18 protein-coding genes are annotated in these 22,488 nt (G+C 71.7%); 13 read left to right on the top strand and 5 right to left on the bottom strand.

Features of this window, described 5'->3' with window-relative positions:
- The first annotated feature begins 23 nt into the window (after positions 1–23).
- From ACWGSK_RS15335 to ACWGSK_RS15310, 6 genes are read left to right on the top strand one after another with little or no spacing between them, the layout of a single operon-like run.
- Complete coding sequence (locus tag ACWGSK_RS15335) at positions 24–1,748, top strand: hypothetical protein (RefSeq protein WP_452456082.1); 1,725 nt, start codon at positions 24–26, stop codon at positions 1,746–1,748.
- The gene (locus ACWGSK_RS15330) at positions 1,745–2,419 is read left to right on the top strand and encodes a hypothetical protein (protein WP_452456063.1); all 675 of its coding nucleotides are present in this window, start codon (positions 1,745–1,747) and stop codon (positions 2,417–2,419) included. The genes ACWGSK_RS15335 and ACWGSK_RS15330 overlap by 4 nt, the downstream gene beginning before the upstream one ends.
- Positions 2,416–4,203, top strand: coding sequence for a type III-B CRISPR module-associated Cmr3 family protein (locus ACWGSK_RS15325; RefSeq protein ID WP_358510610.1), 1,788 nt, complete (start codon positions 2,416–2,418; stop codon positions 4,201–4,203). The genes ACWGSK_RS15330 and ACWGSK_RS15325 overlap by 4 nt, the downstream gene beginning before the upstream one ends.
- The gene (locus tag ACWGSK_RS15320; RefSeq protein ID WP_452456062.1) at positions 4,200–5,777 is read left to right on the top strand and encodes an RAMP superfamily CRISPR-associated protein; all 1,578 of its coding nucleotides are present in this window, start codon (positions 4,200–4,202) and stop codon (positions 5,775–5,777) included. The genes ACWGSK_RS15325 and ACWGSK_RS15320 overlap by 4 nt, the downstream gene beginning before the upstream one ends.
- The gene (locus ACWGSK_RS15315) at positions 5,774–6,487 is read left to right on the top strand and encodes a hypothetical protein (RefSeq protein WP_358510616.1); all 714 of its coding nucleotides are present in this window, start codon (positions 5,774–5,776) and stop codon (positions 6,485–6,487) included. The genes ACWGSK_RS15320 and ACWGSK_RS15315 overlap by 4 nt, the downstream gene beginning before the upstream one ends.
- Positions 6,487–8,673, top strand: a complete 2,187-nt coding sequence (locus ACWGSK_RS15310; protein ID WP_452456061.1) for a TIGR03986 family type III CRISPR-associated RAMP protein — start codon at positions 6,487–6,489, stop codon at positions 8,671–8,673. Before ACWGSK_RS15315 ends, ACWGSK_RS15310 begins: the two co-directional genes overlap by 1 nt.
- A gap of 9 nt (positions 8,674–8,682) precedes the next feature.
- Here ACWGSK_RS15310 and ACWGSK_RS15305 read toward each other — a convergent pair whose 3' ends face one another.
- Positions 8,683–9,840: a hypothetical protein gene (locus ACWGSK_RS15305; protein WP_358510622.1), complete on the bottom strand. Its 1,158-nt coding sequence runs from the start codon at positions 9,838–9,840 to the stop codon at positions 8,683–8,685.
- A gap of 328 nt (positions 9,841–10,168) precedes the next feature.
- On the opposite strand from ACWGSK_RS15305, the gene ACWGSK_RS15300 reads away from it, so the two are divergent.
- The 4 genes from ACWGSK_RS15300 to ACWGSK_RS15285 all read left to right on the top strand — a co-directional run bounded on the left by ACWGSK_RS15300 (position 10,169) and on the right by ACWGSK_RS15285 (position 15,867).
- Complete coding sequence (locus tag ACWGSK_RS15300; protein ID WP_358510625.1) at positions 10,169–10,534, top strand: hypothetical protein; 366 nt, start codon at positions 10,169–10,171, stop codon at positions 10,532–10,534.
- 18 nt (positions 10,535–10,552) lie between these two features.
- Positions 10,553–12,640, top strand: a complete 2,088-nt coding sequence (locus ACWGSK_RS15295; protein ID WP_358510628.1) for a CRISPR-associated protein — start codon at positions 10,553–10,555, stop codon at positions 12,638–12,640.
- A 39-nt stretch (positions 12,641–12,679) separates the two neighbouring features.
- Complete coding sequence (locus ACWGSK_RS15290) at positions 12,680–14,197, top strand: alpha/beta hydrolase (protein WP_358510631.1); 1,518 nt, start codon at positions 12,680–12,682, stop codon at positions 14,195–14,197.
- 152 nt (positions 14,198–14,349) lie between these two features.
- A complete protein-coding gene (locus ACWGSK_RS15285; protein WP_452456060.1) occupies positions 14,350–15,867 on the top strand; it encodes an alpha/beta hydrolase in 1,518 nt (505 codons plus the stop codon).
- 123 nt (positions 15,868–15,990) lie between these two features.
- Here the strand turns inward: ACWGSK_RS15285 and ACWGSK_RS15280 are convergent, their stop codons facing one another.
- Positions 15,991–17,043, bottom strand: coding sequence for an AraC family transcriptional regulator (locus ACWGSK_RS15280; RefSeq protein ID WP_452456059.1), 1,053 nt, complete (start codon positions 17,041–17,043; stop codon positions 15,991–15,993).
- Positions 17,044–17,171: 128 nt separating this feature from the next.
- On the opposite strand from ACWGSK_RS15280, the gene ACWGSK_RS15275 reads away from it, so the two are divergent.
- The 3 genes from ACWGSK_RS15275 to ACWGSK_RS15265 all read left to right on the top strand — a co-directional run bounded on the left by ACWGSK_RS15275 (position 17,172) and on the right by ACWGSK_RS15265 (position 19,208).
- Positions 17,172–17,588 (top strand): DUF6069 family protein, encoded by a 417-nt coding sequence (locus tag ACWGSK_RS15275; RefSeq protein ID WP_358510640.1) that lies wholly within the window; start codon positions 17,172–17,174, stop codon positions 17,586–17,588.
- Positions 17,589–17,760: 172 nt separating this feature from the next.
- Entirely contained in the window at positions 17,761–18,396 is a 636-nt protein-coding gene (locus ACWGSK_RS15270; protein WP_452456058.1) for a Mur ligase family protein, read from the top strand.
- Complete coding sequence (locus ACWGSK_RS15265) at positions 18,372–19,208, top strand: glutamate ligase domain-containing protein (protein ID WP_452456057.1); 837 nt, start codon at positions 18,372–18,374, stop codon at positions 19,206–19,208. The genes ACWGSK_RS15270 and ACWGSK_RS15265 overlap by 25 nt, the downstream gene beginning before the upstream one ends.
- 553 nt (positions 19,209–19,761) lie before the next feature.
- Here the strand turns inward: ACWGSK_RS15265 and ACWGSK_RS15260 are convergent.
- The 3 genes from ACWGSK_RS15260 to ACWGSK_RS15250 all read right to left on the bottom strand — a co-directional run bounded on the left by ACWGSK_RS15260 (position 19,762) and on the right by ACWGSK_RS15250 (position 22,475).
- Positions 19,762–20,244, bottom strand: a complete 483-nt coding sequence (locus ACWGSK_RS15260; RefSeq protein WP_358513202.1) for an HNH endonuclease signature motif containing protein — start codon at positions 20,242–20,244, stop codon at positions 19,762–19,764.
- 562 nt (positions 20,245–20,806) lie between these two features.
- Complete coding sequence (pgl, locus tag ACWGSK_RS15255; RefSeq protein WP_358513121.1) at positions 20,807–21,553, bottom strand: 6-phosphogluconolactonase; 747 nt, start codon at positions 21,551–21,553, stop codon at positions 20,807–20,809.
- A gap of 1 nt (position 21,554) precedes the next feature.
- On the bottom strand, positions 21,555–22,475 hold the full coding sequence (locus ACWGSK_RS15250) for a glucose-6-phosphate dehydrogenase assembly protein OpcA (protein WP_358513123.1): 921 nt from the start codon (positions 22,473–22,475) through the stop codon (positions 21,555–21,557).
- Positions 22,476–22,488 lie beyond the last annotated feature (13 nt).

Raw genomic sequence — 22,488 nt, 5'->3', positions numbered from 1 at the left:
CCACGTATAAGGAGTCCGCCACGGTGCCCCCTGCCCCCGCCCACCGCGAGCCACCGGCCGATCCCCCCGCCCGCGGGGTCCTGGTCGGTGTGGACCTGCGGGGCATTCAGGCCTACGTCTACAGCGGGCGCCGGATCCTGGACGCGGTCGGGCGGGCCGCGCTGGTCGCCGAACTCACCGACACCTCCGACGCCCGTCACGGGGTGGCCGACCTGGTACCCGAGGATTGCCTGACCCTGCGCGACGCCGGGGGCGCCCTCACCGTGGTGCTGCCGGACGTGGACACCGCCCGTACCTTCACCTCCCGCTACACGAGAAGGCTCCGTGACCGCGCCGGGGAGCTCACCCCGGTCGTGGCGTTCGTGCCCTACGGGCCGGGGACGCCCGAGCCCGACCTGGACTCCGCCCTGGCCGCGCTGCCGGTACGCCTGCGCCTGGCCCGCCGCCACATGTCGGCTCTGCACGCCCCCGCGCACGGGTACGGGATCACCGCGGTGTGCTCGGTGAGCGGGGCCCCGGCGGAGTCGGTGGACAGCAGCCGTTCGGACCACACCCGGGCGCACGAACGGGTGTCCGCCGACGTGGCCAGGGCTCGCGGCATCGGTCGCCGTTGGCACCGGGCGCACGGCGACGCCTGGCTGGCGGACGCGGTCACCGCCACCGGCTCCCCGGAGTTGGCGCTGCCCATGGAGGTGGACCGGCTCGGCCGCGACCACGGAGGGGTGAGCCGGGTCGCCGTGATGCACCTGGACGTCAACGGGCTGGGCGCGATCCTGGGCGAGTACCGGGAACTGGTGGGCGACCCCGATCGGCCCGGATCCGGTGCCCTCGCCCAGCGGGGGTTGTCCACCCGCATCGCGGGGCTCACCAAGGGGTTGGCCCGGGCGATGGTGCGGGCGGTGACCGCGATGGTCCACGCCGCCCCGGGGGAGGCGCCGCACGTTCCGGGAACGGGGACGGGCGGTCCCATCACCCTCGACCACGAACCCGGGGGCCCGGTGCGGTTGCCGGTACGACCGATCGTGGTCGCCGGCGACGACCTCACGGTCCTGTGCGACGCCCGCCTGGCCCTGGCCCTGGTGCGCTACGCCCTGGACTGGTTGGACACCGACCCCGAACTGATCCAGGACGCCGACGACCCGAGGGTGGCCCTGCACCGGGACCTGGCCGCCGCCTACGGCACCGGTGGCCGTCGGGTGCCGGGCGGCGGGCACACCACCTTCGTGCCCACGATCGGTGTCGGTGTCGCGATGCAGCCGGTGGGCGCGCCCCTGTCCTTGGGCTATGACCTGTGCGAGGCGATGTGCCGGGTGGCCAAGGCGCATCGAGTGGCCCGCGCCGAACACGATCCAGTGGCCGCGGAGGACCACACCGTCGCCTGGACGACCCGCTTCGACGGGGTCGAACGGGTCCTGCGCCGGATGGAGGCCGCACAGGAGGCCACCCCGCCGCGCACCGCCCGGCCGATGAGCGGCGCCGACTTCACCCGCTTCCTCGATCGTTACCTCGGCGGAGGCGACGGCGATGGCGGCCCGCTCGTGGACGGCGACACCCGCGGACGCGGCTGGCTGGTGTCCTCCCTGGTCCCCCTGTTGGAGTCGGGGGTCGATCCCGCCCCCGAACTGGCCCGTCGGGCCCGAGTGACCGGAAGTCCCGTCGTCCTGCCCCGGGGATGGAGCACCGGTGAGCTGTTGGACGCCGTCGACGTGATGGACCTGTACCTGGAGCCGGAGGGTGGGCGCTCGTGAGCACACCGGATCGGATCGTGGTGCGGCTGGTCTCCCCGGCCCTGTTCGTCGGTGCCAGCGCCGACGGCACGGGTGCCGACACCGATGTGGTCACCGACGGGCACGGCCTGCCGCACCTGCCTCGACACCGGTTGGCGGCGCGGCTTCGGCAAGGGGCGCTGGACGCGCTCACCGTCGCCCCCGAGTTGGATGAGGTGGTGGACCGGGTCTTCGGCAAGGGGCGCTCGAACGGTCGGGATCGAATCCTGAGAGTGGGCCACGCGGTCACCGGCGGCCCCGTGCGCGCAGCGGTCGCCCACGCCCTGGCGGGCCGCGCCGAACCCTTGCGCTCCACCCTGCGGCGCGCCGTCACCGGTGCCTACACCACCCTGGAGTCGGGGGTGGAGATCGGCCCCGACGGCGCCCCCGAGGCGGGGCGGCTGCGCACCAACCGGGTCCTGCTCCCGGGACTGACCCTGGTCTCCGCCCTGACCTGGTCCATGCCCGCGGGAACGGACGAGTGGCGCTGTTTGGCCATGGCGTGCCTGGCCACCGACCAGATCGGACTCAAGGCCACCCGGGGGCGCGGCCGGGTCGACGTGCGACTGTCCACGCCGGGCGACCCCGATCCGCACGCCACCACCCTGCGGCTGGCCGGGGCGCCGGGCCGTGGAGAGGGGCCTGGGCCATGAGCCACACGGTCGTGGCCTACCTGCCGCTGCGGTACGTCCTCACCGACTCGGTCACCGTGCGCACCTCCTTCGACCCGTTGCGCACCGACCCGGTGCTGAGCGGGCGGGCCCAACGGGGCATGCTCGCCGCCGCGCTGGCCCGCGCCGGTCTGCACGAGGAACTCACCGCGTGGGTGGCGCGCGGCGAACACGTGCACTTCTCGCCCGCCCACCCGCGACTCGAACAGCACGCGCGTCCCGGGGTGCAGGTGGTCGCCCACCCGCCTCCCGCGTACCTGTACACCCCGGGCAAGGACGGCGACACCCTGGTGGACTCCTTCGCCGGGGGCACCGACGACCCGAGCCTGCCCTACAAGACCGTGCGCGACCCCCTCACCCCGGACCGGTCGCTGCGCGCGACCGTACGCACCACCGCCGAGCGCTACCTGGGTCGACCACGGACCGCGGAGACCGGACCGGGGCGGCCGTTCTTCACCACGAGCCTGGACCCCGGCCAGGTCTTCGAGGCCAGGTGGCGGCTGAGCGGGCCCGACCACGCGTTCCTACGCGCGCTGGCCGAACGGATCCTGCGGGTACTGGAGTCGGCTCGCGGAGCGCTCACCCTGGGCGCGGGGGGCACCCGCGCGCACGGCGGGGTGGAGGTGGGACCGGTGGACCCCGAGCGCCCCCTGTCCCCGGACCGGGTGGCGTGGCCCCGAGCGGATCGCTCCAGGGACGCCGGGCAGGAGGTCGACCTGCTGTTGCTCTCGCCCGCGATGGTGGTGGGCGCCCAAGGGCAGCACCGCCCGCACGCCTTGGTACCGGCCGTGCGCGAACTCTGGGAGCGGCGTCTGCCGGGTCTTCGGCCCGAGGTGGTGGCCGCGCACGTCGAACCCGTGCTCGTGGGCGCCTACCACCGCGGCTACCGGGGGCCGATGACCGAGCGCCGGGCGGCCGCCGCGGGTTCGGTGGTGCGACTGCGACCGATCACGGAACTGAGCACCGCCCAGGTCCGCGACCTGGAGGCGCACCCGCTGGGAGAACGGGCGGTGGACGGGTACGGCCAGTTCGTTCTCCTGGACCCTCCGCGCGCCCCCGAACCGCTCGTGCCGCCCTCGACACCGATACCCGCCCGCCGACCGGGGACCGTGACCCTGACCGACGGCAGGGCCCTGCCCGAACCCGGAGTGCCGGACCCGGCGGCCGACCCGCAACTGGCCGTCCTGTACGACGCGTTGCTGTGGAACGCCGCCGCGCAGCCGGTCCGCGACCACGCCCGCGATCTGGCCCGCGCCTCCGCGGCCACCCTCGCCCCGCTCACCCCCAGCCTGCTGGGTCGGCTGCGCGAAGTGGTCGCCCACCCGCACCGCACCCCCGACGAGGCGCTGACCGTCCTGCACACCACCCTGACCGGGGATCCCGGGCAGGGGGCGCACAAGGTACTGCGCGAACGTGCGGTGCGCGCCCTGGAAAGGGCCCGCCTGAGGGGCTCGGGTCGGGGTGGACGGATCACCGTCCACCGTTGGCTGAGCGAGCTGGCCGCAGGTGAGAGAGCCGTGTCGTGGTGGCGGTCCCACCGCCCCGGCGACGCGCCGGACTCGGCCTACCCCCGCGCGCTGGCCGCCGTGGACCTGGCTCGCCCCGACGGCCTGCCCGACCTGGCGCGGGACAGTGGGCTCTCACCCCGGGCCGAGGCCTGGGAACGCCAGGCCGCGCCGCGGCTCTGCCTGCTGCTGGTCTCCTCCTGGATGGCGGAGGCGGCACGGGTGCTGCGCACGGCCCCGGACGGAGGTGGGACACGGTGAACCGTCTGGTGTGGGAGTTCACCACCCGCCTGCTCCTGCTCGGTGACGCCCACGTGGGCGCGGCCCGGGCCACCCCCCGGCACGCCGCCGAGAGCGACGTGGACCTGCCCCTGGACCGCGCCCCGTACAGCGGCCTGCCTCGGCTGCGCGCCACCACTCTGGCCGGACTGCTCCGTCACGAGCTGCTGGCCCGAACCGATCGGACGGCCGTGACCTCGCTGTTCGGCATCGACGACGGTAGCTCGGGCTTCGGGGCGGGAGAGGCGGCCCCCGTGCCCAGTGCCCTGGACCTCGACGACGCCCACGCCGTCCTGCCCGACGACACCTCCGTGTCCGTACGGGTGGGCACCCGTGTCGACCCGACCACCGGCACCGTGCACCCGGGGCGCATGTGGCAGTGGGAGGTCCTGCCCGCGGGCACCGAGTTCACCTGCCACCTGCGCCTGTGGGTTCCCGATCCCGCCGTCGAGGCGCGCCTGCTCACCCTGTTGGTCCTGGCCACCCGGGGTCTGACGGGGGAGGGGCCCGGTATCCGGATCGGTGGCCGCACCGGGCGCGGGTACGGCCCGGTCCGCGCCACCCACTGGGCGGCCCGCAGGCACGACCTCACCGACCCGGGCGGGTGGTTCGACTTCCACGCGCGCACGTGGGACGAACGGGCGGGCCAAGGCGCCGAGGCCCTCACCGACCCCCCGCGCGATCTGCCCGAACTCCTCGACACCAGGCTGCGCGAGAACGGCCGCGAGGCGGTCGCGGCGCACGTGGGCGCCCGATCGGCCCGTCCCGACCCGCGACACAGGGCCGAACTGCGTCTGGAACTGCGCGTGGCCGAACGCACCGACCCCCTCGCACCCGGACCGTTGCGCCCGGGGCTGCTCATGATCGGTGACGTGCCCGAGGCAGAGCGGCTCGCCGAGGTCGACCGCGCCCACCGGTGGCGGCCCACGGTCACCGACGAGGGGAAGGTGCACCGGGCGCCGGTGCTCGGCGACACGGCCTTGTTCGCCCTGTTCAAACGGATCGGCGGTCGCCTGGCCCGGGACGCCGCCGAACACCTGGGCGCGCCGGCGGACCGGTGGCGACAATGGCACGGTCACTGGTGGGGTGCCGACCCCACCGAACAGGGCGCGCCCCGGCCCTCTCGGATCCGTCTGCGCGCCACCCCCACCCTCATCGGTGGGGCGCCGCTGACCACCACGCGCATGACGGTGGACTCGCTGTTCGGCGACGCCGTGGACGGCCGTCTGTTCACCACCGACGTGCACTGTGGCGGCAGGGCCGAGGTCGTCCTGGACGTGTCCGAACCCGACGATTCCGTGCTCGGACTGCTCGCCCTGGTGGTCCGGGAACTGTCCACCGTCCCCCTCGACACCCTGGGCGCGGGAGCGGGCGGGGGCAACGGCCGGCTCACCGTCACCCACGCCCACCTGGTCACCCACGGCCGGTCGAGGGAAGGGCCGGACACCGTGGACCTGATGGCGGCGCTCGACGAACCCGAAGGCCCCGAGGGCGAGATCGTCCGCGGCCGGCTGCGCGCCCTGCACACCCGACTCGGCGAGGAGGGATCCCCGTGAACGTCCATGCCCACGAACCACCCGACCCGGTCGGGGTCGACGTCGAACGACTCGGCCCCGAACGGATCGACGCCGTCCTGGTCGACGTGTTCGACCACGGTGTGCGCTGTCGCGAGCTGGATCGGGCCCTGGACGGTTCCCCACCGGGCCCCCAATGGCTCCTGGCCGAGTTCGGCGACGGGCGGGTCACCGGTGCCTGCCCCCGGGAGCGCTGGCGGCGCTCCGACGGTGACGCCGCCGACCGATGGCGGATCCTGGAGGTCCTGGTCTTCACCGCGCACGCCCAGATCCGCCTGGGCGAGGGCGCCCGGTCCGGATGGATCGCCAGGGACGCGGTCGGGGACCTCCCCGAGTGGCTGCGCCCCCGTGATCGTTCCTTCCTGCTCCAGGGGTGGGTCGGCGCCGAACACCGGAGCGTCCTGGAGGGGGAGGTACCGATGACGGTCACCCGAGAACCCTCGGGCACCGAAGCGGTCCTGCCCGTGCCCTGGACCGACTTCTCCGGCCGACTGCGCCCCTTGTCGGAGCCGGGCCGTAGCGCCCTGGAGAGCACCGGGACCTGGTTGACCGTCCGCGAGTACTGGGCCGCCGACCCCGCCACCGGGGCGGTGGGGGTGGCCTTCCACCGGCTCACCGGGATGTGCGCCGGGACCAAACCCACCGGTCCCGAGTTCGAGGTGGGCACCGGGGACCGGGTCGAGGAACTCTGATGGTGGATCCCCGAGACCTCGCGTCCCGGCTGGCCAAGGGCGGACAAGAGCCGGGGCACCGGGCCACGGCGCCCTACGGGCTGGTCCGTCTGGCCGACGAACCGGTACCCGCCACGACCCTGCACCTCGGTCTCGACACCGACGTGCTCCTGCGGTCGCACGACCGCACCGTCCCGGGCACGCACACCGGCTGGATCGACCTGACACTGACCACGCTGACCCCCACGTTCGTCGGACAGACCCGGCGCGGCGGCGGGGTGGCCCGCTCGCTCCGACTCCCCTTTGGTGAGCGCGCGCTGCCGACCGTGCCCGGCACGACCCTGCGCGGCCTGGTCCGCAACATCGTGCGCATGCTCACCGGCGGCGAGACCGGCCCGGTCAACACCCCCATGTTGTTCTTCCGCGCCCCGGTACGCATCGACCCCGACAACACCGACAGTTCGCTGTCCACCCGGGCCCGCCACGTGATGGCCCGCCAACACGCCCACTACCGAGAACGCCGCGCCGGGCTGCGCACCGCCCAGGGGTTCATGTACCGATCGCCGGAGGACGAACGCTGGTACGTCGTGGAGCTTCCGGCGACCGCGCCGGAACCCTCGGGCGGGCGGGCCCTCAAGGTGTCCTTCGACGTGTTGCGCGAGAGCCTGGCCACCTGGGACTTCGAGGTGGAGAAGTTCCCCGACCCGCCACGCGGCGCGGGCTATGTGCCCACCGCCCACGAACAGCACGGCCGGTTGCAGTATCGCTGGGTGCACGCGGTCCACCATGGGCGGAGCGTGGTCGCCGTGGCCCCCACCGATAGGGCCGCCCGCGCCCACCCGGCGGCGGGTGCGGCCGGGGGCGGGGTGATCCGTGCGCTGCTGGTACTGACCGGCGCGGCGGCGGGGGAACGGCGCAACGCCTACCTCTTCCCCCGTCCACCGGACCTGCGCGGGGGCCGCCACCCCGTCCCGGAACCCCTGGTGGACCTGTTCGAGTCGGCCGAGCAGATCACCGGCTACCAACGGGCCGCCTTCCCCGACACCCTCTCCGCGGGCGGTGGAGACCCGGCCCGGCCACCGGTGGCGGGGACCCCGGGCGGTGGGTTGCCCCGGCAGAGCCTGGAACCGGTGTGGTTCGACGTGGACGCGTCCGGTCGGGTGGTCTCCTTCGGGCGTTCGGGCGGCTACCGCATCGCCGTGGGCGACGAGGACCCCGTACGCCGGGCCGTCCCGGCGCCCGTGCTGGGCCCCCAACACGGCGAGCCCCGTCGTTCGGACCGGGCCGGGCGCACCGTGGACGTGTGCCGCGCGATGTTCGGCGACACCGACGTGTTCGCGGGGGAGTCCGGGGCGCTCAAGGGCCGGATCGAGTTCGGCAACGCCGTCGCCGAGGACACCGACGCGGACGCCGACCTGACCGCGCTTCGGGTGCGGCTGTTGTCCCCGCAACGGGGCTGCTTCGCCAACTACCTGGTGCAGGGCCCCGACGCCGCCTCGGGGGACCGGCCCGACGTCGTCACCTGGTCGCACGAGGGGGACGTGCGTCTGGGCGGATACAAGGTCTACCTGCATCGACACCGGTCCACCGGCGGTCCGCACCCCTACGACGAACGCGCCCAGGAGGAACTCGACGTGGAGGTGGTGCCCATCGATGGGACCGCTCCACCACCGCGCGAGACCCAACGCGACATCGTGCCGCTGCGCGAAGGACTGGTGCTGCGCTCCCGCGTCACCTTCACCAACCTCACCGACGCCGAACTCGGCGCGCTGATGCGGGCGCTGCTGCTGGACAACACGGTGGACGGCGGCGACCCGACCGACCCCGAGCACGCGCACAAGGTAGGGATGGGCAAGTCGTTGGGGATGGGCAGCGTCCACCTGCGCCCCGAGTTGTACCTGGTGGACCGGGGCGCCCGCGCCGCGGACCTGTCCCTGCGTCCCGACGCCGGGGTGGCGCGCGCCGACCACGAGCGGGTCCGGTCGTTCCTGGACGCCTTCTCCGTCGCCCTGGTCGGCCACCGGCTTCCCGGACCGGCCGAGGCCGAGCGTTGGCGCGAGGTGGACCAGGCCGTCGACGTGTGTCTGGCCACCCGCTGGCGGCATCGGCTGCCCCTGGAGGAGACCGCGGTCATGTCGCTGCGCCACTTCGCCGAGTACCCGGTCCTGCCGCCGTTGGTGGACCGGTTCCGGCCGAGGGAGACCTGACCGCTTCGCTCAGCCTGATCGGTCGCCGAAGACGATGGCCTCGGTCAGGGCGTCCAACAGGTCGGCTCGCAGGTCGGGGTCGTCGTGGGCCCGGCTCCAGCGCTCGGGGACCGCGGGGCCGGTCTTCAACAGTCGGCCGAGCAGGGCTTCGAGTGTGCCCTGTGGGTCGGCTCCGAAGGCCGCCCGATGGCCGTGGGCCTCGGCGGCCAGTTCCCGGCCCAACCAGAGCAGCCAGCGGCGTTCGTGGTCGGTCAGGACCTCCCGTCTCGGTACCTCCTCGTCGTCCGGCGCCGGTTCCGGGACCGGGTTGTAGGGGGCGCTGCGCGTGCGTCCCCGGGCCTGCTGAACCAGGGTGAAGTGGGTGGGCATGAGCGCGGCCATCCGGGACAGGACGTCGGTGAGTCGACGGGCCAGGTCCTCCCCGGTGATCTCGGGCAGGAGCCCGCGCAGGAGGAGACGGCGGCGCTGGTCGGGGGTGCGCGCGGGGTCGGCGTCCCGGCCCGAGGCGAGCTCGGTCATCTTGCGCAGCAGGTAGTCGCCGGTGGCGGTGGAGACCATGGGCGGTTCGCACACGGTGCCCAGCCGGCGCCCGTGCAGGTCGGCCACGGGTACGGCGCTGCCGTCCTCGGTGAAGGAGACGGATTCGCCGGGGGAGATCTCCTCGGGCAGGTCGGCGGCCGGGTTGCCCCACCCGGCGGTGAGCACCAGCATGGCCAGGGCCTCCTGCTCGACCACGTCGGTGGCGACCCGGGACACGTCGCGGCGCTGGGCCCAGCGCCGAGGGCGTTCGGAGAAGGCGCTGCGATCCTTGCCGTTGGGCGCGGGGCTCGGGTACACCCGGCGCAGGTTCTTGTAGGAACGGTCGCGGCGCACGTCGTCCAAGGCGTCGCGCAGCCGGTGCGCGGCGCCGCGGTCCACCCCCGTGACCGTGGGCAGGGCACGGGTCATGCGCATGGCGATCACCCCGTGCGGGTCGCCGCCGTGCTCGGGGCACGGGCAGTGCTCGACGCACAGGTCGATGTAGTCCCAGAACTGCTCGGTGTGGCCGGCGCAGCCCTGAGCGGTTCCGTCTGTGGAGCAGGGGCCGCACCCCAGCGCGCGGGTGAACACGCGAAGGAAGGTGGTCGACCCGTACAACTCCCAGGCGGAGCAGTGGTGCTTGCTCACGAACTCTTCTCCCCGGATCGGTCCGGGGCCGGGACGCTCCCCCAGCCCTTCCGGGGAAACGCGTGTGAGTCGAGAGCGAGCCGATGACACTCCTGCGTCAACGGGAGGTCATACAACAAAATAGGGCTTCTACGTGAGGAAAGTCAATTGTCGACCATCTTCTCTAAAGAGACGAATCATGTTCTTTTTATGAAATCGGTCAGGAGAAAACACCCGTCTCAGAAAGAACAGGCGGGAGTGGCGGAGCGCCCGCCCGCATGTGTCCGAGAGACTGCGGTGAAGACCTTGGAACAGGCACGTCGGCGAGAGGAAACGGGAGGTCCGACGTATGAGGGTGATCAACCTGACGCCGCACGAGGTACGAGTGATCGATGCGCAGGCGCGGGTGATCCGCACCTGGAAGAGTGCGCCGCGCCCCGCTAGGGTCGAGACCGACCGGGTACCACTACGTGAGATCGACGGGATCCCCCTCCTTTCCGAGGAACGCACCCGTGCCGCCAACCTCCCCGACCCCGAGGAAGGGGTCTGGTACATCGTCTCTTCCGTGGTCGGCTCCGCCCATCCCGAGCGCTGCGACCTCCTGGTCCCCTCCGACCTGGTGCGGGACAGCAAGGGGGTGGTGACCGCCTGCCGTTCCTTCGTCATCATGTCCGAATCCGCGAGGGGCGGGGAAGTGGTGGAAACGGTCGCCTGAGGAATGAGAAAGGACAACGTGGACGAACCCTCCGCAGCCGTCGTCCTCGTGGGACAGAACCCCACCCCCGCCCTGTTGGCCTCGCTGACCCTCCCCGTCGACCACCTGTTCCTGGTCTGCAGCGACGGCACGGTGTCCGTGGCGCGACGGGTCGCAGAGGCGGTGGAGCGACTGCGCGAGAAACGCGTCGTACGCGTCCTCAGCGTCGGCCCGGACCCGCATGATCCCGAAGCGGTCACCACCCTCCTGGAGCGGGTGCGCGAGGCGCTCGCCGGACGCCCCTGGCACCTGGACTACACCGGCGGAACCAAGGTCATGAGCGTGGCGGCGGCGCTGCACCACGAACGCTCCCTCCCCTCTCGGGCGCACCTGCTGCGCCACTACCTTGACCCCCACAGCGACCCGCCCGGACGGCTCGGGGTGGACCTGGCGACCCTGGCCGCGATCCACGGAGCCCGTTGGGAGGAACGCCGCGACCCCGCGCCGGTGCGCCGCTACCTCGCCGGCGGAGAGGGCGCGCTGCGTGAGGCCTATCCACGGCTGCCCGACGGCGAACTCAACGGCGTCATGGCGGAGGGACGTGTCCTGGCCCACCTGCGCCGACTCACCGGTGGCAGGCCCGACACCGAGGTCATGGGCGCCCGTCGGGTGGTCGACCCCTACCGGTCCGGTGGCTCCATCGCCGACTTCGACGCGCTGCTGCGTCACCGCCACCGGGTCCTGTGCGTGGAGGTCAAGAGCCGCGCCGAGGACGTGATCGCCCGGGCCGGCTGGACGGTCGCCAAGTCGCGTCGGGTGTTCGGTGGGGCCACCCAGGTCCTGTTCGTCTACACCGGCCCGGTCGTGGACGACCTGCGTGAACGCATCACCGCCTACAACCCGGCACTGTCCGCCCGAAACGTGCACGTGTGGCACGCCGACGCCCTCCTCGAACGGGTGACCTCCTTCGACGCCCTGTGCAAGGCCTTCCTGCCGGCCCTGGACAGTGGACGCGGAACGGTGCCGGCCACACCCCTACCCCTGGCCCCGGCCCCCGGGCCATCCGACCACCCGGGTCCGGAACAGGGCCCACTCCTGGTCACCCCGCTGGGCGGCAGCCGCCTGGGCGCCCTGACCGCGCTGCACGCCCACCGGCCCTCCCGCGCACTGGTGCTGCCCTCCAAACAGAGCCTGCGCGCCAACGTGCGCGAGGCCGCCGCCCGCACCCTGTACGCGGTCGAGAACCCCGGTCTGCCCGCCCCCGGCGCCGACACCCTGCGCGCCGAGGGATACCGCGACCGGGTGCGCCTGGCCGCCGATCCGGTGAACGGCTTCGACCCCGAGGCGGTCGCGGCGACGGTGGGGGAGTGGATCGCCCGTGAACGCGACGGGGAGCGCCCCGTGGTCGTGGACTTCACCACCGGGACCAAGGCGATGAGCCTGGGGCTGACCAAGGCCGCCCTCAACGGCGGAGCCTGCGCCACCTACCAACTGGCCCGCGACCGGTCCGTGGTGTGCCTGCGCCATGGCCGGCACGGACTGCGCGGCCGTGCCGGGCCGGACTGGTCGTTGGTGCTCAGCGGTTACGAACCCCTGGCGTCGGAGCTGACCGAGGTGGTCGAGGGACCGGCGCTCGACGAGGTCGAGGTGGAACTGCTGGACCTGGTCGCGCGCGGTCTCTCCAAAGCGGCCTCGGGTCCCTGCCGGGTCTGGTGGGATCCCTCCCTGGCCGACGGATCGGCCTTCCTCACCGCGCGGGAGCGGCCCTCCCTGGTGTTGGCCTTCGACGATCGGGCGGTGGGTCTGGCCGCCCCCGCCTGGCGCCGGCGCAGAACCCCGGATGGGCCGCGTCGCGAGGTGAGCCCCGGCGGGTGGGCGCAGAGCGTGTTCGCCGCGACCACGCACCTGAGCGTGCGCTGCGACGTGGCCGGGACCCTGCTGGCGCTGACCCGCCCCGGCCGTGACGTGACCCGGGCCGGTGAGCTGGTGGACTGGATCGCCGAGAGCACCTCCGAAGGTGTCGGTGACCAGGGGATCCGGTTCGGCGACCCTACTCGACCGTTGGTGGTGGAGGTCGACCCGTCGGCGCCGCCGGCGTTGTTGGAGACCGACGTCGGCCTACTTTGACCGGTGCGCCATGATGGCATCCGGGAAAAGAGGGTGAACGTGCGTATTACGGGTGGTGTGGCCCTCGGGGGCATCGCGATGTTGCTGGCGGCCGGGTGTGCCCCGGCGGAGCCGCAGGACGCGGCGACGGTGAGCGTCGACTGGCAGGCGTGTCCGGAGGAGCTGGAGCGGGAGGAAGGGCTGGAGTGCGGGACCCTCGACGTCCCGCTCGACCATGCCGACCCCGACGGGGACACGTTGGAATTGGCGTTGGCGCGTCGCCCGGCCGAGGGCCCGCCCGAGGAGAGGATCGGGTCCCTGGTGGTCAACCCCGGTGGGCCCGGCGAGTCCGGGGTGGACATGCTCGACTACCCGATGTTCGACGACGACGTCCGTACCGCGTTCGACCTGGTCTCCTTTGATCCGCGAGGGGTCGGTGACAGCGGCGGCTTCGCCTGCGGCGACTGGTTCGCGATCGATGACGCCCGCCGCGCGATCCAGGAGCCCACCCGGGTGACCGACGCCGAACTCACCGACCTGGAGGACGCCGCCCGCGCCTACGCCGACACCTGCGCCGAGGAGGTGGGGGAGGACCTCCTCGCCCACATCGGCACCCTCGACGTGGTGCACGACCTCGACCTGATCCGTCGGGCGCTGGGCGACGAACACCTGTCCTACGTCGGATTCTCCTACGGCACACACATCGGTGCCCTGTACGCGGACCTCTACCCCGACTCGACCCGGGCCATGGTCCTGGACGGTGCGGTGGAGACCGAACGGCCCAACGTGGAGATCGCCCTCGACCAGGCCGAGGGCTTCCGTGACACCTGGGAGTTGTTCGTGGCCGACTGCGTGGCCGGGGGCGAATGCCCCTTCACCGGGGTGGCCGAGTCCGAGGCCGAGATGGTCGACCTGGCCGACCGGCTCGACGCCGACCCGCCCAGCACCCACGGCATGACCGTGGACGGCCCCACCCTGCTGGCGATGGTCTCCCAGGAGTTGTACTACGAGGACGCCTGGTCGGAACTGGCGAGGACCCTGGCCGCCGTGGACGTCGATCCACACGGGGCGGGCGAGCGACTCGACGCCCTCTACGACGGCACCTTCGGTCTCTACGAGGACGAGGAAGGGGACGACGAGGGGGCCGGGGCGGCAGAGGCGGACGATGAGGCCGCGCTGACCGCGATCAACTGCGCCGACCGCGACGACCCCACCGACCCCGACGTCTATCGGAGGGCCGCCCAAGAGGTCGCCGAGCACGCCCCGCTCTTCGGCCCCGACCTGGTCTGGGAACAACTGCCCTGCGCCTACTGGGTGGACACCGAGGAGACCCCCACCGGGTTCACCGCCCCCGACGCCCCGCCGCTCCTCGTGGTCGGCACCCTCGGCGACCCCGCTACCCCCTACGCGTGGGCCGAGGAACTCACCGCGCAACTCGACACCGCGGTCCTGCTCACCTACGAGGGCGCCGGACACACCGTCTACGGCTACGGTGACCCGTGCGTGGACGGCGCCGTCGACGCCTACCTCTTGGCCGGGCAGGTGCCCGAGGACGGGCTGTCCTGCCCGGGCGGGTAAAACACCTCGGGACGCACTGTTGACCCCGGTCACGGCATGTTCACCGTGCGTGTCTATTGTTTCACTCCGAGTATGGGAAGTCGAGGGTTCGGCTACTCGGAGTGAGGTCCGGTGTGCGGGTGTGGGCGAGACGGCGACTTTGGGGTGCCGGAGTGCTGGCCACGATGCTGGCGATCACCCCCGGAACACCGCTCGCCGACGTCAAGGACGGGCCCCACCCCTTCCACGGACAACACATCGACTGGGAACCCTGCCTCGACCAGGACGAACTCGCCGAGATCGGGCCGACCGAGGGTGACCCGGACTGGCAGGCCCGCCTGGAGTGCGGCAGCGTCACCGTCCCCGTCGACCACGGTGACCCCGAGGGTGAAGTCCTCGAACTGGCGCTGATCCGCCAACCCGCCCAAGGCGCGAGCCGAGGTTCGCTCGTGTTCGACTTCGGCGGCCCGGGGATCTCCGGGACCGACACCTTCCTCGCCGGCGCCCTACCACTGGGTCGCGGTGTACGGGAGAACTTCGACCTGGTCTCCTTCGACCCCCGAGGCGTGGGCGACAGCGGCGGGTTCACCTGCCGAGGCCACGCCGACCTGGACGCTCTCCTGGCCCGGATCCGAGGCATCGACCCCCACGACCTGCCCGAACGCGCCCTGGAGAAGTTGGAGAGGGTCGCGCACGCCTTCACCACCGGTTGCGTGGACGCCGTGGGCGAGGACTTCCTCTTCAACATGGGCACCGTGAACGTCGCCCGCGACCTCGACCTGGTGCGCGACGCCCTGGGTGACGAACGGCTGGACTACGTCGGCTACTCCTACGGCACCTCCATCGGGGCCCTGTACGCCGAGATGTATCCCGAACGCTCCGGCGCGCTGGTCCTGGACGGGGCGGTCTCGATCGACGACGACCTGATCACCGACACCGTCGAACAGACCGCCGGACTCCAGACCTCCTGGGAGGCGTTCGTCGCCTACTGCCTGGACAGCGCCCCGGAATGCCCGTTCACCGGAATGGACAGCGCCTCCGAGGAGTTGGCGACCCTCCTGGACGGCCTCGACACGGAGCCGTTGCGCGTCGACGGGCGTGACCTGGACCGGTACGCCCTGCTGGACCTGCTGCGCGGTTCGCTGCACACCGAACAGCTATGGCCGGGCGCCGCCCTGCTGCTCGCCGGACTGGCCGACGACGAACGCGACGGGTTCGTCACCGACTATCTGTCGAGCCTGCGCGGCGACGACGCCGACGCGCCACCCGGCGCGGACGAGGCCGCGCACATCGCCGTGCGTTGCGCCGACCACCCCCGGCCCACCGACATCGGCGACTACCTCCAAGGCGCCCGCGAGGCCGAGGCCGCCTCACCGCTCTTCGGGGGAACCGAGGTGTGGCGGATGCTGCCCTGCGCCACCTGGCCCGACGCCGAGGCGACGCCCACCGGGATCAGCGCACCGATGGCCCCGCCGATCCTGGTCGTGGGCACCCTGGGGGATCCGGCCACCCCCTATCGGTGGGCCCGGGAACTGACCGAGCAGCTCGGCTCCGCCACCCTGCTCACCTACGAGGGCGGCGGCCACACCGCCTACGGGGCCGGCCGCGCCTGTGTGGACAACGCGGTGGAGACCTACCTGCTCGGCGGTGGGCTCCCTGGTGAGGACACCACCTGCCCGAGCGTGCTCTGATCTCCCCCTCCCGGACCGGTGGATTCCTGTTCACGGGCGAGCAGGAACCCACCATCGGTTACCCGGCCTGGGTGTTCGTCCCGGTCCTGGTCGCTCTGCCGTGCGCGGCCCTGTTCACCACGCTCACCCTGAGCCATCGAACCGCTCGGACCGCGTCCCCTCCCGATAGCGGCCCGGGGACACACCGAACTCCCGCTTGAACGCGTTGGCGAACGCGAACTGCGAGGAGTACCCGACCCTCGTCGCGATCGAGCCGACCGGTGCATCCTCCTCGTTCAACAGCCGGGCCGCGGTGGTCAACCGCCACCAGGTCACGTAGGCCAGCGGCGACTGCCCCACCAGGGTGGTGAAGCGTCGGGAGAACGCGGCCCGCGACAACCCGGCGCGCTTACCCAGTTCCGCCACGGTCCAGGGGCGCGACGGGTCGCGGTGCACCGCCTGGATCGCCTCGTGCACCCCGGGGTCGCGCATGGCGCCCGCGAAACCGCACCCGGCCCTCGTACCCGACGCGCCTTCCTGATCCAGGTGGGTCCGCAGGATATAGACCACCAGTATGTCCAACAGGTGCGGGATCACCGTGTCTCCGCCCGGACGCCCCGACCCCAGTTCTCTGCCGAGCAGGCCCACCGCCAGCGGTAGCTCGGAACGTTCCCCCACCCGAGCCGGCAGGTGCACCACCGGCGGCAACTCGGCCAGGAGCGGGTGGGGACGCGTCACCCCGGCGAAGTAGGAACCACCGACCGTCACACAGGTGGGTTCGCCCAGCGCCTCGCCCACCGAAGTGACGCCGAACGGCCCCGTTCCGGGAACCAGGTCCTTGGGGCGGGCGAACCCCTCCGAACACACCAGCGTCGGCACCGTCTCGCCCGCCACGGCCTCGGCCACCCCGTCCTGCTCCCGTAGGGACTTCGCGCGGTCCAACCCCTCGACGGGCGCCTGGGGATCGCTCACCAACGCGTGCTCGGCGCCCCGGGGCAGGAAGAGGACGTCGCCGGCGCCCAACTGAAGTGGTTCGCGGCCCTCCATCAGCGCCCAGCAGGCCCCCTGCAACACCACGAGGAACTTGCCGCCGGGTACTTCCGGGAACCGCATGCCCCAGGGCGCGTACCACTCGATCCGCGCCGACCGTGGCCGACCGGTACGCATGGTCGAGATGACGTCGCTGAGTACATCCATGCCGCCAGCGTATCCAGCATGATGGCCAACATGGACGCTCGCGTATACATCGGAGCCGATCACGCATAGGAAGTCTCTTTATAGGTCCGTACGGTCATGAAGGAACCGACCCGAAGCGAGGAAGTCCCATGACCGTCACCAAGACCCGCACCGCCCGATCCACCTGGCGTCCCCGCCTCATCACCGTGGTGGCCGTGGCCGTCGTCAACGCCCTCGTGGCCCTGGCCGGGCCCCTGATCGGAGCGGACATGGTGGTCACGCCACCCGGCCAGGAACCCGCCCCGATCGACTGGCCGGCCTTCGCGATCTTCAGCGCCGGTTTCGCCGTCCTGGGCTGGGTCGCGCTGCTGCTCGTCCAACGTGTCCTGGGTGCCGACCGTGGTCGCCTGGCGTGGACCATCGTCGCGGTGCTCATCACCGTGCTGATGTTCCTGCCGCCCCTGGCCGTGGGCGCCTCGACCGCCACCGCCATCGTCCTGGAGCTGTCCCACCTGGTGGTCGCCGCCATCGTCATCCCGGTCTTCTGGCGCACCGCCGGAGACTAGTCCGCTGTCCGAATCATGAGGGCGACACCGGCCCCTCGTCCACGTTCCGTAAGGGGTCGGTGCCGATATGTGGGGCGATGAGGGCAATGGCGTATGTTTCGGACATGCCGGCTGTCGATCGCATCCGCGGTCGCGCCGCCTCCGAAGGGACCACCCCCTGCAACTGAGCGCATTGCTCAACGGCCATGCCCACCAGGTCATCCACGGGGACCCCGACATCCCCATCACCGCGGCGCCCAGCGTCGACATCGATCGAGTGGCGCCGGGTTCCCTCTACCTCGCGCTCCCAGAGCACCCCGAAGGTGGTCCGGAGGGGATCGCCACGGACCTCGTGTCCGCGCGCCACCACGGCGAACCCGGTCGGGACATGGACGTCGTCGCGGTCACCGGCACCAATGGCAAGACCTCGGTGGCGTCCATGTACGAGTCCCTGCTGCGGATCGCCGCCGGTGCCCGGGCCGGGGTCATCGGTACCTCTGGGGCCCGGACCGGCGGTGATCCCATTCCGATGCCCCGGACCCTGCTCAGCACACCAGAGGCCCCGGACCTTCAGTACCTGCTGGCCCGCATGCGGGCCCGGGGCACCCGGAGCGTCGTGCTGGAAGCGACGTCCACGGGCCTGCTCCAGCACCGAGTGGACGGCTCCCACATCGACGTCGGGATCTTCACCGACCTGACCCAGGACCACCTGGACGACCACGGCACCATGGAGAACTACCGGGACGCCAAACCACGGTTGTTCCATGGCTTGTGCCGGCAGGCCGTGATCAACGTGGGCGACCCGTGGGCGCCGCCATCCCGGCGATGATGTCGGGGGCCACGGTGTCCTACTCCGTCGAGGGACCGGCGGACTACCAGGCGACCGACCTGGTGGTCGACGCCTCGGGCGTCCGCTTCCTCCTCCGGTACGAGGGCCGCAAGTACCCGGCGGCGATCCCGACTCCGGGGCGTTTCTCGGTGTCCAACGCGCTCGCCGCACTGGCCACCTGCCACATCCAGGGACACGAGCTCTCCGGACTGGTGGCGGCGCTGGAGCGAATGCCCCGGATCCCGGGTCGCTTCGAGTACTTCGCGGCCCCGCGGGGCATCTCGGTGATCGTCGACTACGCCCACTCGCCGGACTCCCTGGACAAGGTCCTGGACACGATCCGCGACTTCGCCTCTGGCCGGGTGCTCCGAGACCACGCCGAGGAACCACGGCGACAGCGTGAATACGAGGACGAGGCCATCGCGGCCATCACCACCGTGGTCCGGGAACTGAGTTCGTTGGTCGAGGAACATGGTGGTGTGGTGGCGGGTACACCCTGGTTCTCTGGGGCAGGGGAGCCCGACGAGCAAGGGCGGCAGGCTCTCACGGAGGAAGTACCGCAGTGGTTGGTCAAGGTGCCGGTCAGAGTCGGGTCCGGTGTTGTTGCCAGGGTGCTCGTAGCCTTGGATGAGGGTGCCGAAGTACAAGCCTTCGAGGCACTGGAGGAGTTGTCGATCCACATAGCCGGTGGAGTTCAGGGGCCAAATTCAGCACGGCCGCTGCCCAGTTGTCGGCCCGGGCCCCAGAAGGTTTCTTCCCCGATGTGTCCGGGATGCGTCACATCCTGCACGAGGACGGTGTCGAGACCGTAGTGCGTCTGCGTCCCCTGGCCGGGAACGTGAAGCGGGTCTGAAGCCTTTGGTTTCGGGGCGGGGCGGGGCGGGCGGGCGTGGGGTGAGTGTGGGTCTTTTGGCGGGTGCGCTTGGGGCCGTGAGCCTTGGGGTTGTTGGGCGGGGTGGGGGTGGGTTCTCCCTCCTTCCCCGCCGCGTGATTGTTGCCGCCCGCACCGCACGCGTCAAGGCGATGTCGGGTTCTGTGGCGCTGTGGTGGGTGGCCTTGACCCGTACGGCACGGGCGGCGGTTTGGCGGCTATCGGGGAAGGGGGGAGAGTGGTTGAGGTCCCAACGGCCCTGTGGGCCTGCGGCCCACTCCGGCCGCAGCCGGCCGGATCCCTTCCCTTCCCTCTGGTGTCCTCGTGGGGCGCGTCGCCACTACGTGACGGGTGAGGTCACGAAGTACCCGCTACAGGCCAGGCACAGGGCGGGGCGCGTCCCCGCGGTAGCCGGCCCTGACGAGGCCCTTTCCCCGATGATCTTGCTCGTAGCGCCATGTTGGGCGCCCAACATGGCGCTACGAGCAAGATCATCATGGTGGAGAGACAGCACGGGGTTGATGGTGTCGGTGGGCCGGTACCCGGGGCGGGAGCCGGTACCGGGGGTGGAAGTGGTGCCGACACCCCCGATGGGAGCCACTCCGGCCCCGGAATGTGGCTCCGGGTGGGGGTCGCGGTGTTTCTGTCCTTGGGCATGGGGATATCCCCACAGGACACAGGGCCCTTGGGGTCTGACACCCAACCGGGGGTGTTCTCGTCGGGGTGGGGTTCCACCTGGCGGAAACGGGCGGTGGAAGCGGATGGTGGTGGTTAGGGGCGGTGGCTGGGGCTGGCTCCCCCTCACCATCCCCGGACCCGGCTTCTTTTCCCGCTTCTTGGTGGTTCTGGGCGTGGTGGTGTTCCCAGATCTGCCGGTTCACCTTGGCCTGTAGCCGGTGCTTGAGCCGATTGTGGGTCGAGCACAGGATCTGCATGTTGTCCGCGCTCGTGGCCCCGCCGTGGGAGAACGGGACGATGTGGTCGTACTGCGACCAGCTACGCGGCATGTCGCAGCCCTGGTGCCACTCGCAGTAGGGCTTCTTGAACCCGGCCGCTTGACGGACCGGATCGGGGGCGCACCGCTGCTTGCGCCCCACATCCAACAGAGTCCGACCCTGGGACCGGCGCAGCCAACTGTGGGGGGTCAGGTGGGCCACCATCTGATCGGGCAACACCACCCCATCCTCGGTGGTGGCCGGTTCAGTGGTGCCGTCTCCCAGGAAGGGCTTGAGGGGGACGGTGATGTTCAACGTGGCCAACGGTTGGCGGCTCAGGCTGGAGCAACCCCGGTGAGTCAGAGCGGTCTCGAAGATCCGCATCATCGCGTCATAAGCGCGCTGATGCTTCGGCATCGCCGCGTTCTCCGGCCCATACGGCTCGGTATAAGCCTGCAGAGCGGCCTGGATCAGCTCGTTGTCGGCCCCCGCCCCTACCCCCACCCCATCCGCCTCCATCCCCGAACATGACGATGCCCTGGCAGGGAACCCCGCCAGGGCATCGCTCCTTCGTGCGTTCTTTCCTACGTCTGTAGGCGCATCACTACAACTTCGAGGCGGACGCCTCGTCCAACCAGAACACCGTCTTCTCGCTGCCCTTCACGCCCGCGACAGGTGCCTCGTCCACGCTCGCACCCGACAGCCCCAGGCGCACCGCTTCGGACTTGGACTCACCCGAGGCCAGTACCCACACCTGGCGCGCCGAGTTGATCGACGACAGGGTCAGGCTCACCCGGGTCGGCGGGGGCTTGGGGGAGTCGTGGACCGCCACGGCGGCGGCCCCGTCCTCGCGCACGCCCGGCAGGCCCGGGAACAGCGAGGCGACATGCGCGTCCGGCCCGAGGCCCAACAGGCACACGTCGAAGGCGGGCACAGGCCCCTCGCCTCGCGCGGCCACCGACAGCGCGGCCGAGTAGTTGGTCGCCGCGCGCTCGACCTCGGCGAGGTCGGTCCCGTCGGAGGCCGGCATCGGGTGCACGTTGTCGGCCGGGATGTCGATGTCGTCGATCAGCGCCTCACGGGCCTGGGTCTCGTTGCGCTCGGCGTCGCCCTCGGGAAGGAAACGCTCGTCGCCCCACCACAGGTGCACGTGGGACCACTTCATAGCGCTGGCCTTGGCCTCGTCGCGAAGAGCCGCGAGGGTCTGGATGCCGACCCCACCGCCGGTCAACACGAGGTGGAAGTCGCGCTCCTCCGTCTCGGCGCTCACGATCAGCTTCGCCAACCGTGACGCCGCGCTCTGCGCCAACTGTGCGGCGTCGTTGGTGCGGACGATCTCCGGTTCGCTCATCTCAAGCTCCGCTTCCAGCGAGCATCGGCCCGAGATGGCGGGCCGCGTTCGCGTACGTTTCGTCAGGGTCCAGGCGGCGCAGTTCCTCGGCCAGCGCCGTGGCGGCACCGCGTCGGGCCAGGGCCACCCTCTGGTCGGGCTGGGAGAACCTGCTCAGGGTGGCCACACGGCCATCACGTCGGGAGATCACGATGTCCCCCTGGTCGGTGGTCAGACTCACCTCGGTCAGCCCAGGGCCGTCCGAGGCGTGGCGCTCCACCGAGATCTCCAGGCGTTCGGACAGCCAAGCCGCGAGCAAATCGGCGCTCGGATAGTCGGGTTCGGCCGTCACCTTGGCCCCGGTCACCCACCCGCAGGGCTGGTCCATGACGCTGGCCAGCAGTGAGCGCCATGGGGTGAGCCGGGTCCAGGTCAGGTCGGTGTCACCGGGACGATAGTGGGCGACCCGGTCCATCAGGTCGCGCAGCGGGTCCGGGGCGCGCAGGGCGTCGGTGATCCGACGTTGGGCGAGTCGGCCCACCGGGTCCGAGGCGGGGTCGACCGGCCCCTGTCCCGGCCACCACACCACCACGGGCGCGTCCGGTACCAAGAGCGGCGTGAGCACCGAGTCCGGGTGTTCGCCCAAGGGCCCGTACAGGCGCAACAGCACCGCCTCGCCGGGCCCCGAGGTGCCCGGTCGACGGATCTCGGCGTCGATGGTGGGTTCGGCCTTGGGGTCACGACGAACGAGCGCCACCACCCGCGAGGGGTGTTCGCGCCCGGCCTCGGTGGCGGCCCGTACGGCGTCGTAGTGGTCGGCCTCGTCGGTGACGATGACCAGGGTGAGCACCATGTTCATGGCACCGCCACCGACGCTGAGCCGTTCGGCCATGAGCGCCTCGGTGATCTCCGAGGTGGTGGTGCGCGGCAGGTAGAGCGTCATCTATTCCTCCCGA

Source organism: Nocardiopsis sp. NPDC055551 (assembly GCF_053619415.1).
Note: the sequence above shows the minus strand (reverse complement) of the source record. Positions and strands in the feature narration are given on the sequence as shown.

What these genes read in the sequence shown, in the direction of transcription:
- ACWGSK_RS15325 (WP_358510610.1), top strand. Translation starts at nt 2,416, where the DNA reads ATGAGCCACACGGTCGTGGCCTACCTGCCGCTGCGGTACGTCCTCACC.
- ACWGSK_RS15310 (WP_452456061.1), top strand. Translation starts at nt 6,487, where the DNA reads ATGGTGGATCCCCGAGACCTCGCGTCCCGGCTGGCCAAGGGCGGACAA.
- ACWGSK_RS15300 (WP_358510625.1), top strand. Translation starts at nt 10,169, where the DNA reads ATGAGGGTGATCAACCTGACGCCGCACGAGGTACGAGTGATCGATGCG.
- ACWGSK_RS15280 (WP_452456059.1), bottom strand. Translation starts at nt 17,043, where the DNA reads ATGGATGTACTCAGCGACGTCATCTCGACCATGCGTACCGGTCGGCCA.
- ACWGSK_RS15275 (WP_358510640.1), top strand. Translation starts at nt 17,172, where the DNA reads ATGACCGTCACCAAGACCCGCACCGCCCGATCCACCTGGCGTCCCCGC.
- pgl (WP_358513121.1), bottom strand. Translation starts at nt 21,553, where the DNA reads ATGAGCGAACCGGAGATCGTCCGCACCAACGACGCCGCACAGTTGGCG.
- ACWGSK_RS15250 (WP_358513123.1), bottom strand. Translation starts at nt 22,475, where the DNA reads ATGACGCTCTACCTGCCGCGCACCACCACCTCGGAGATCACCGAGGCG.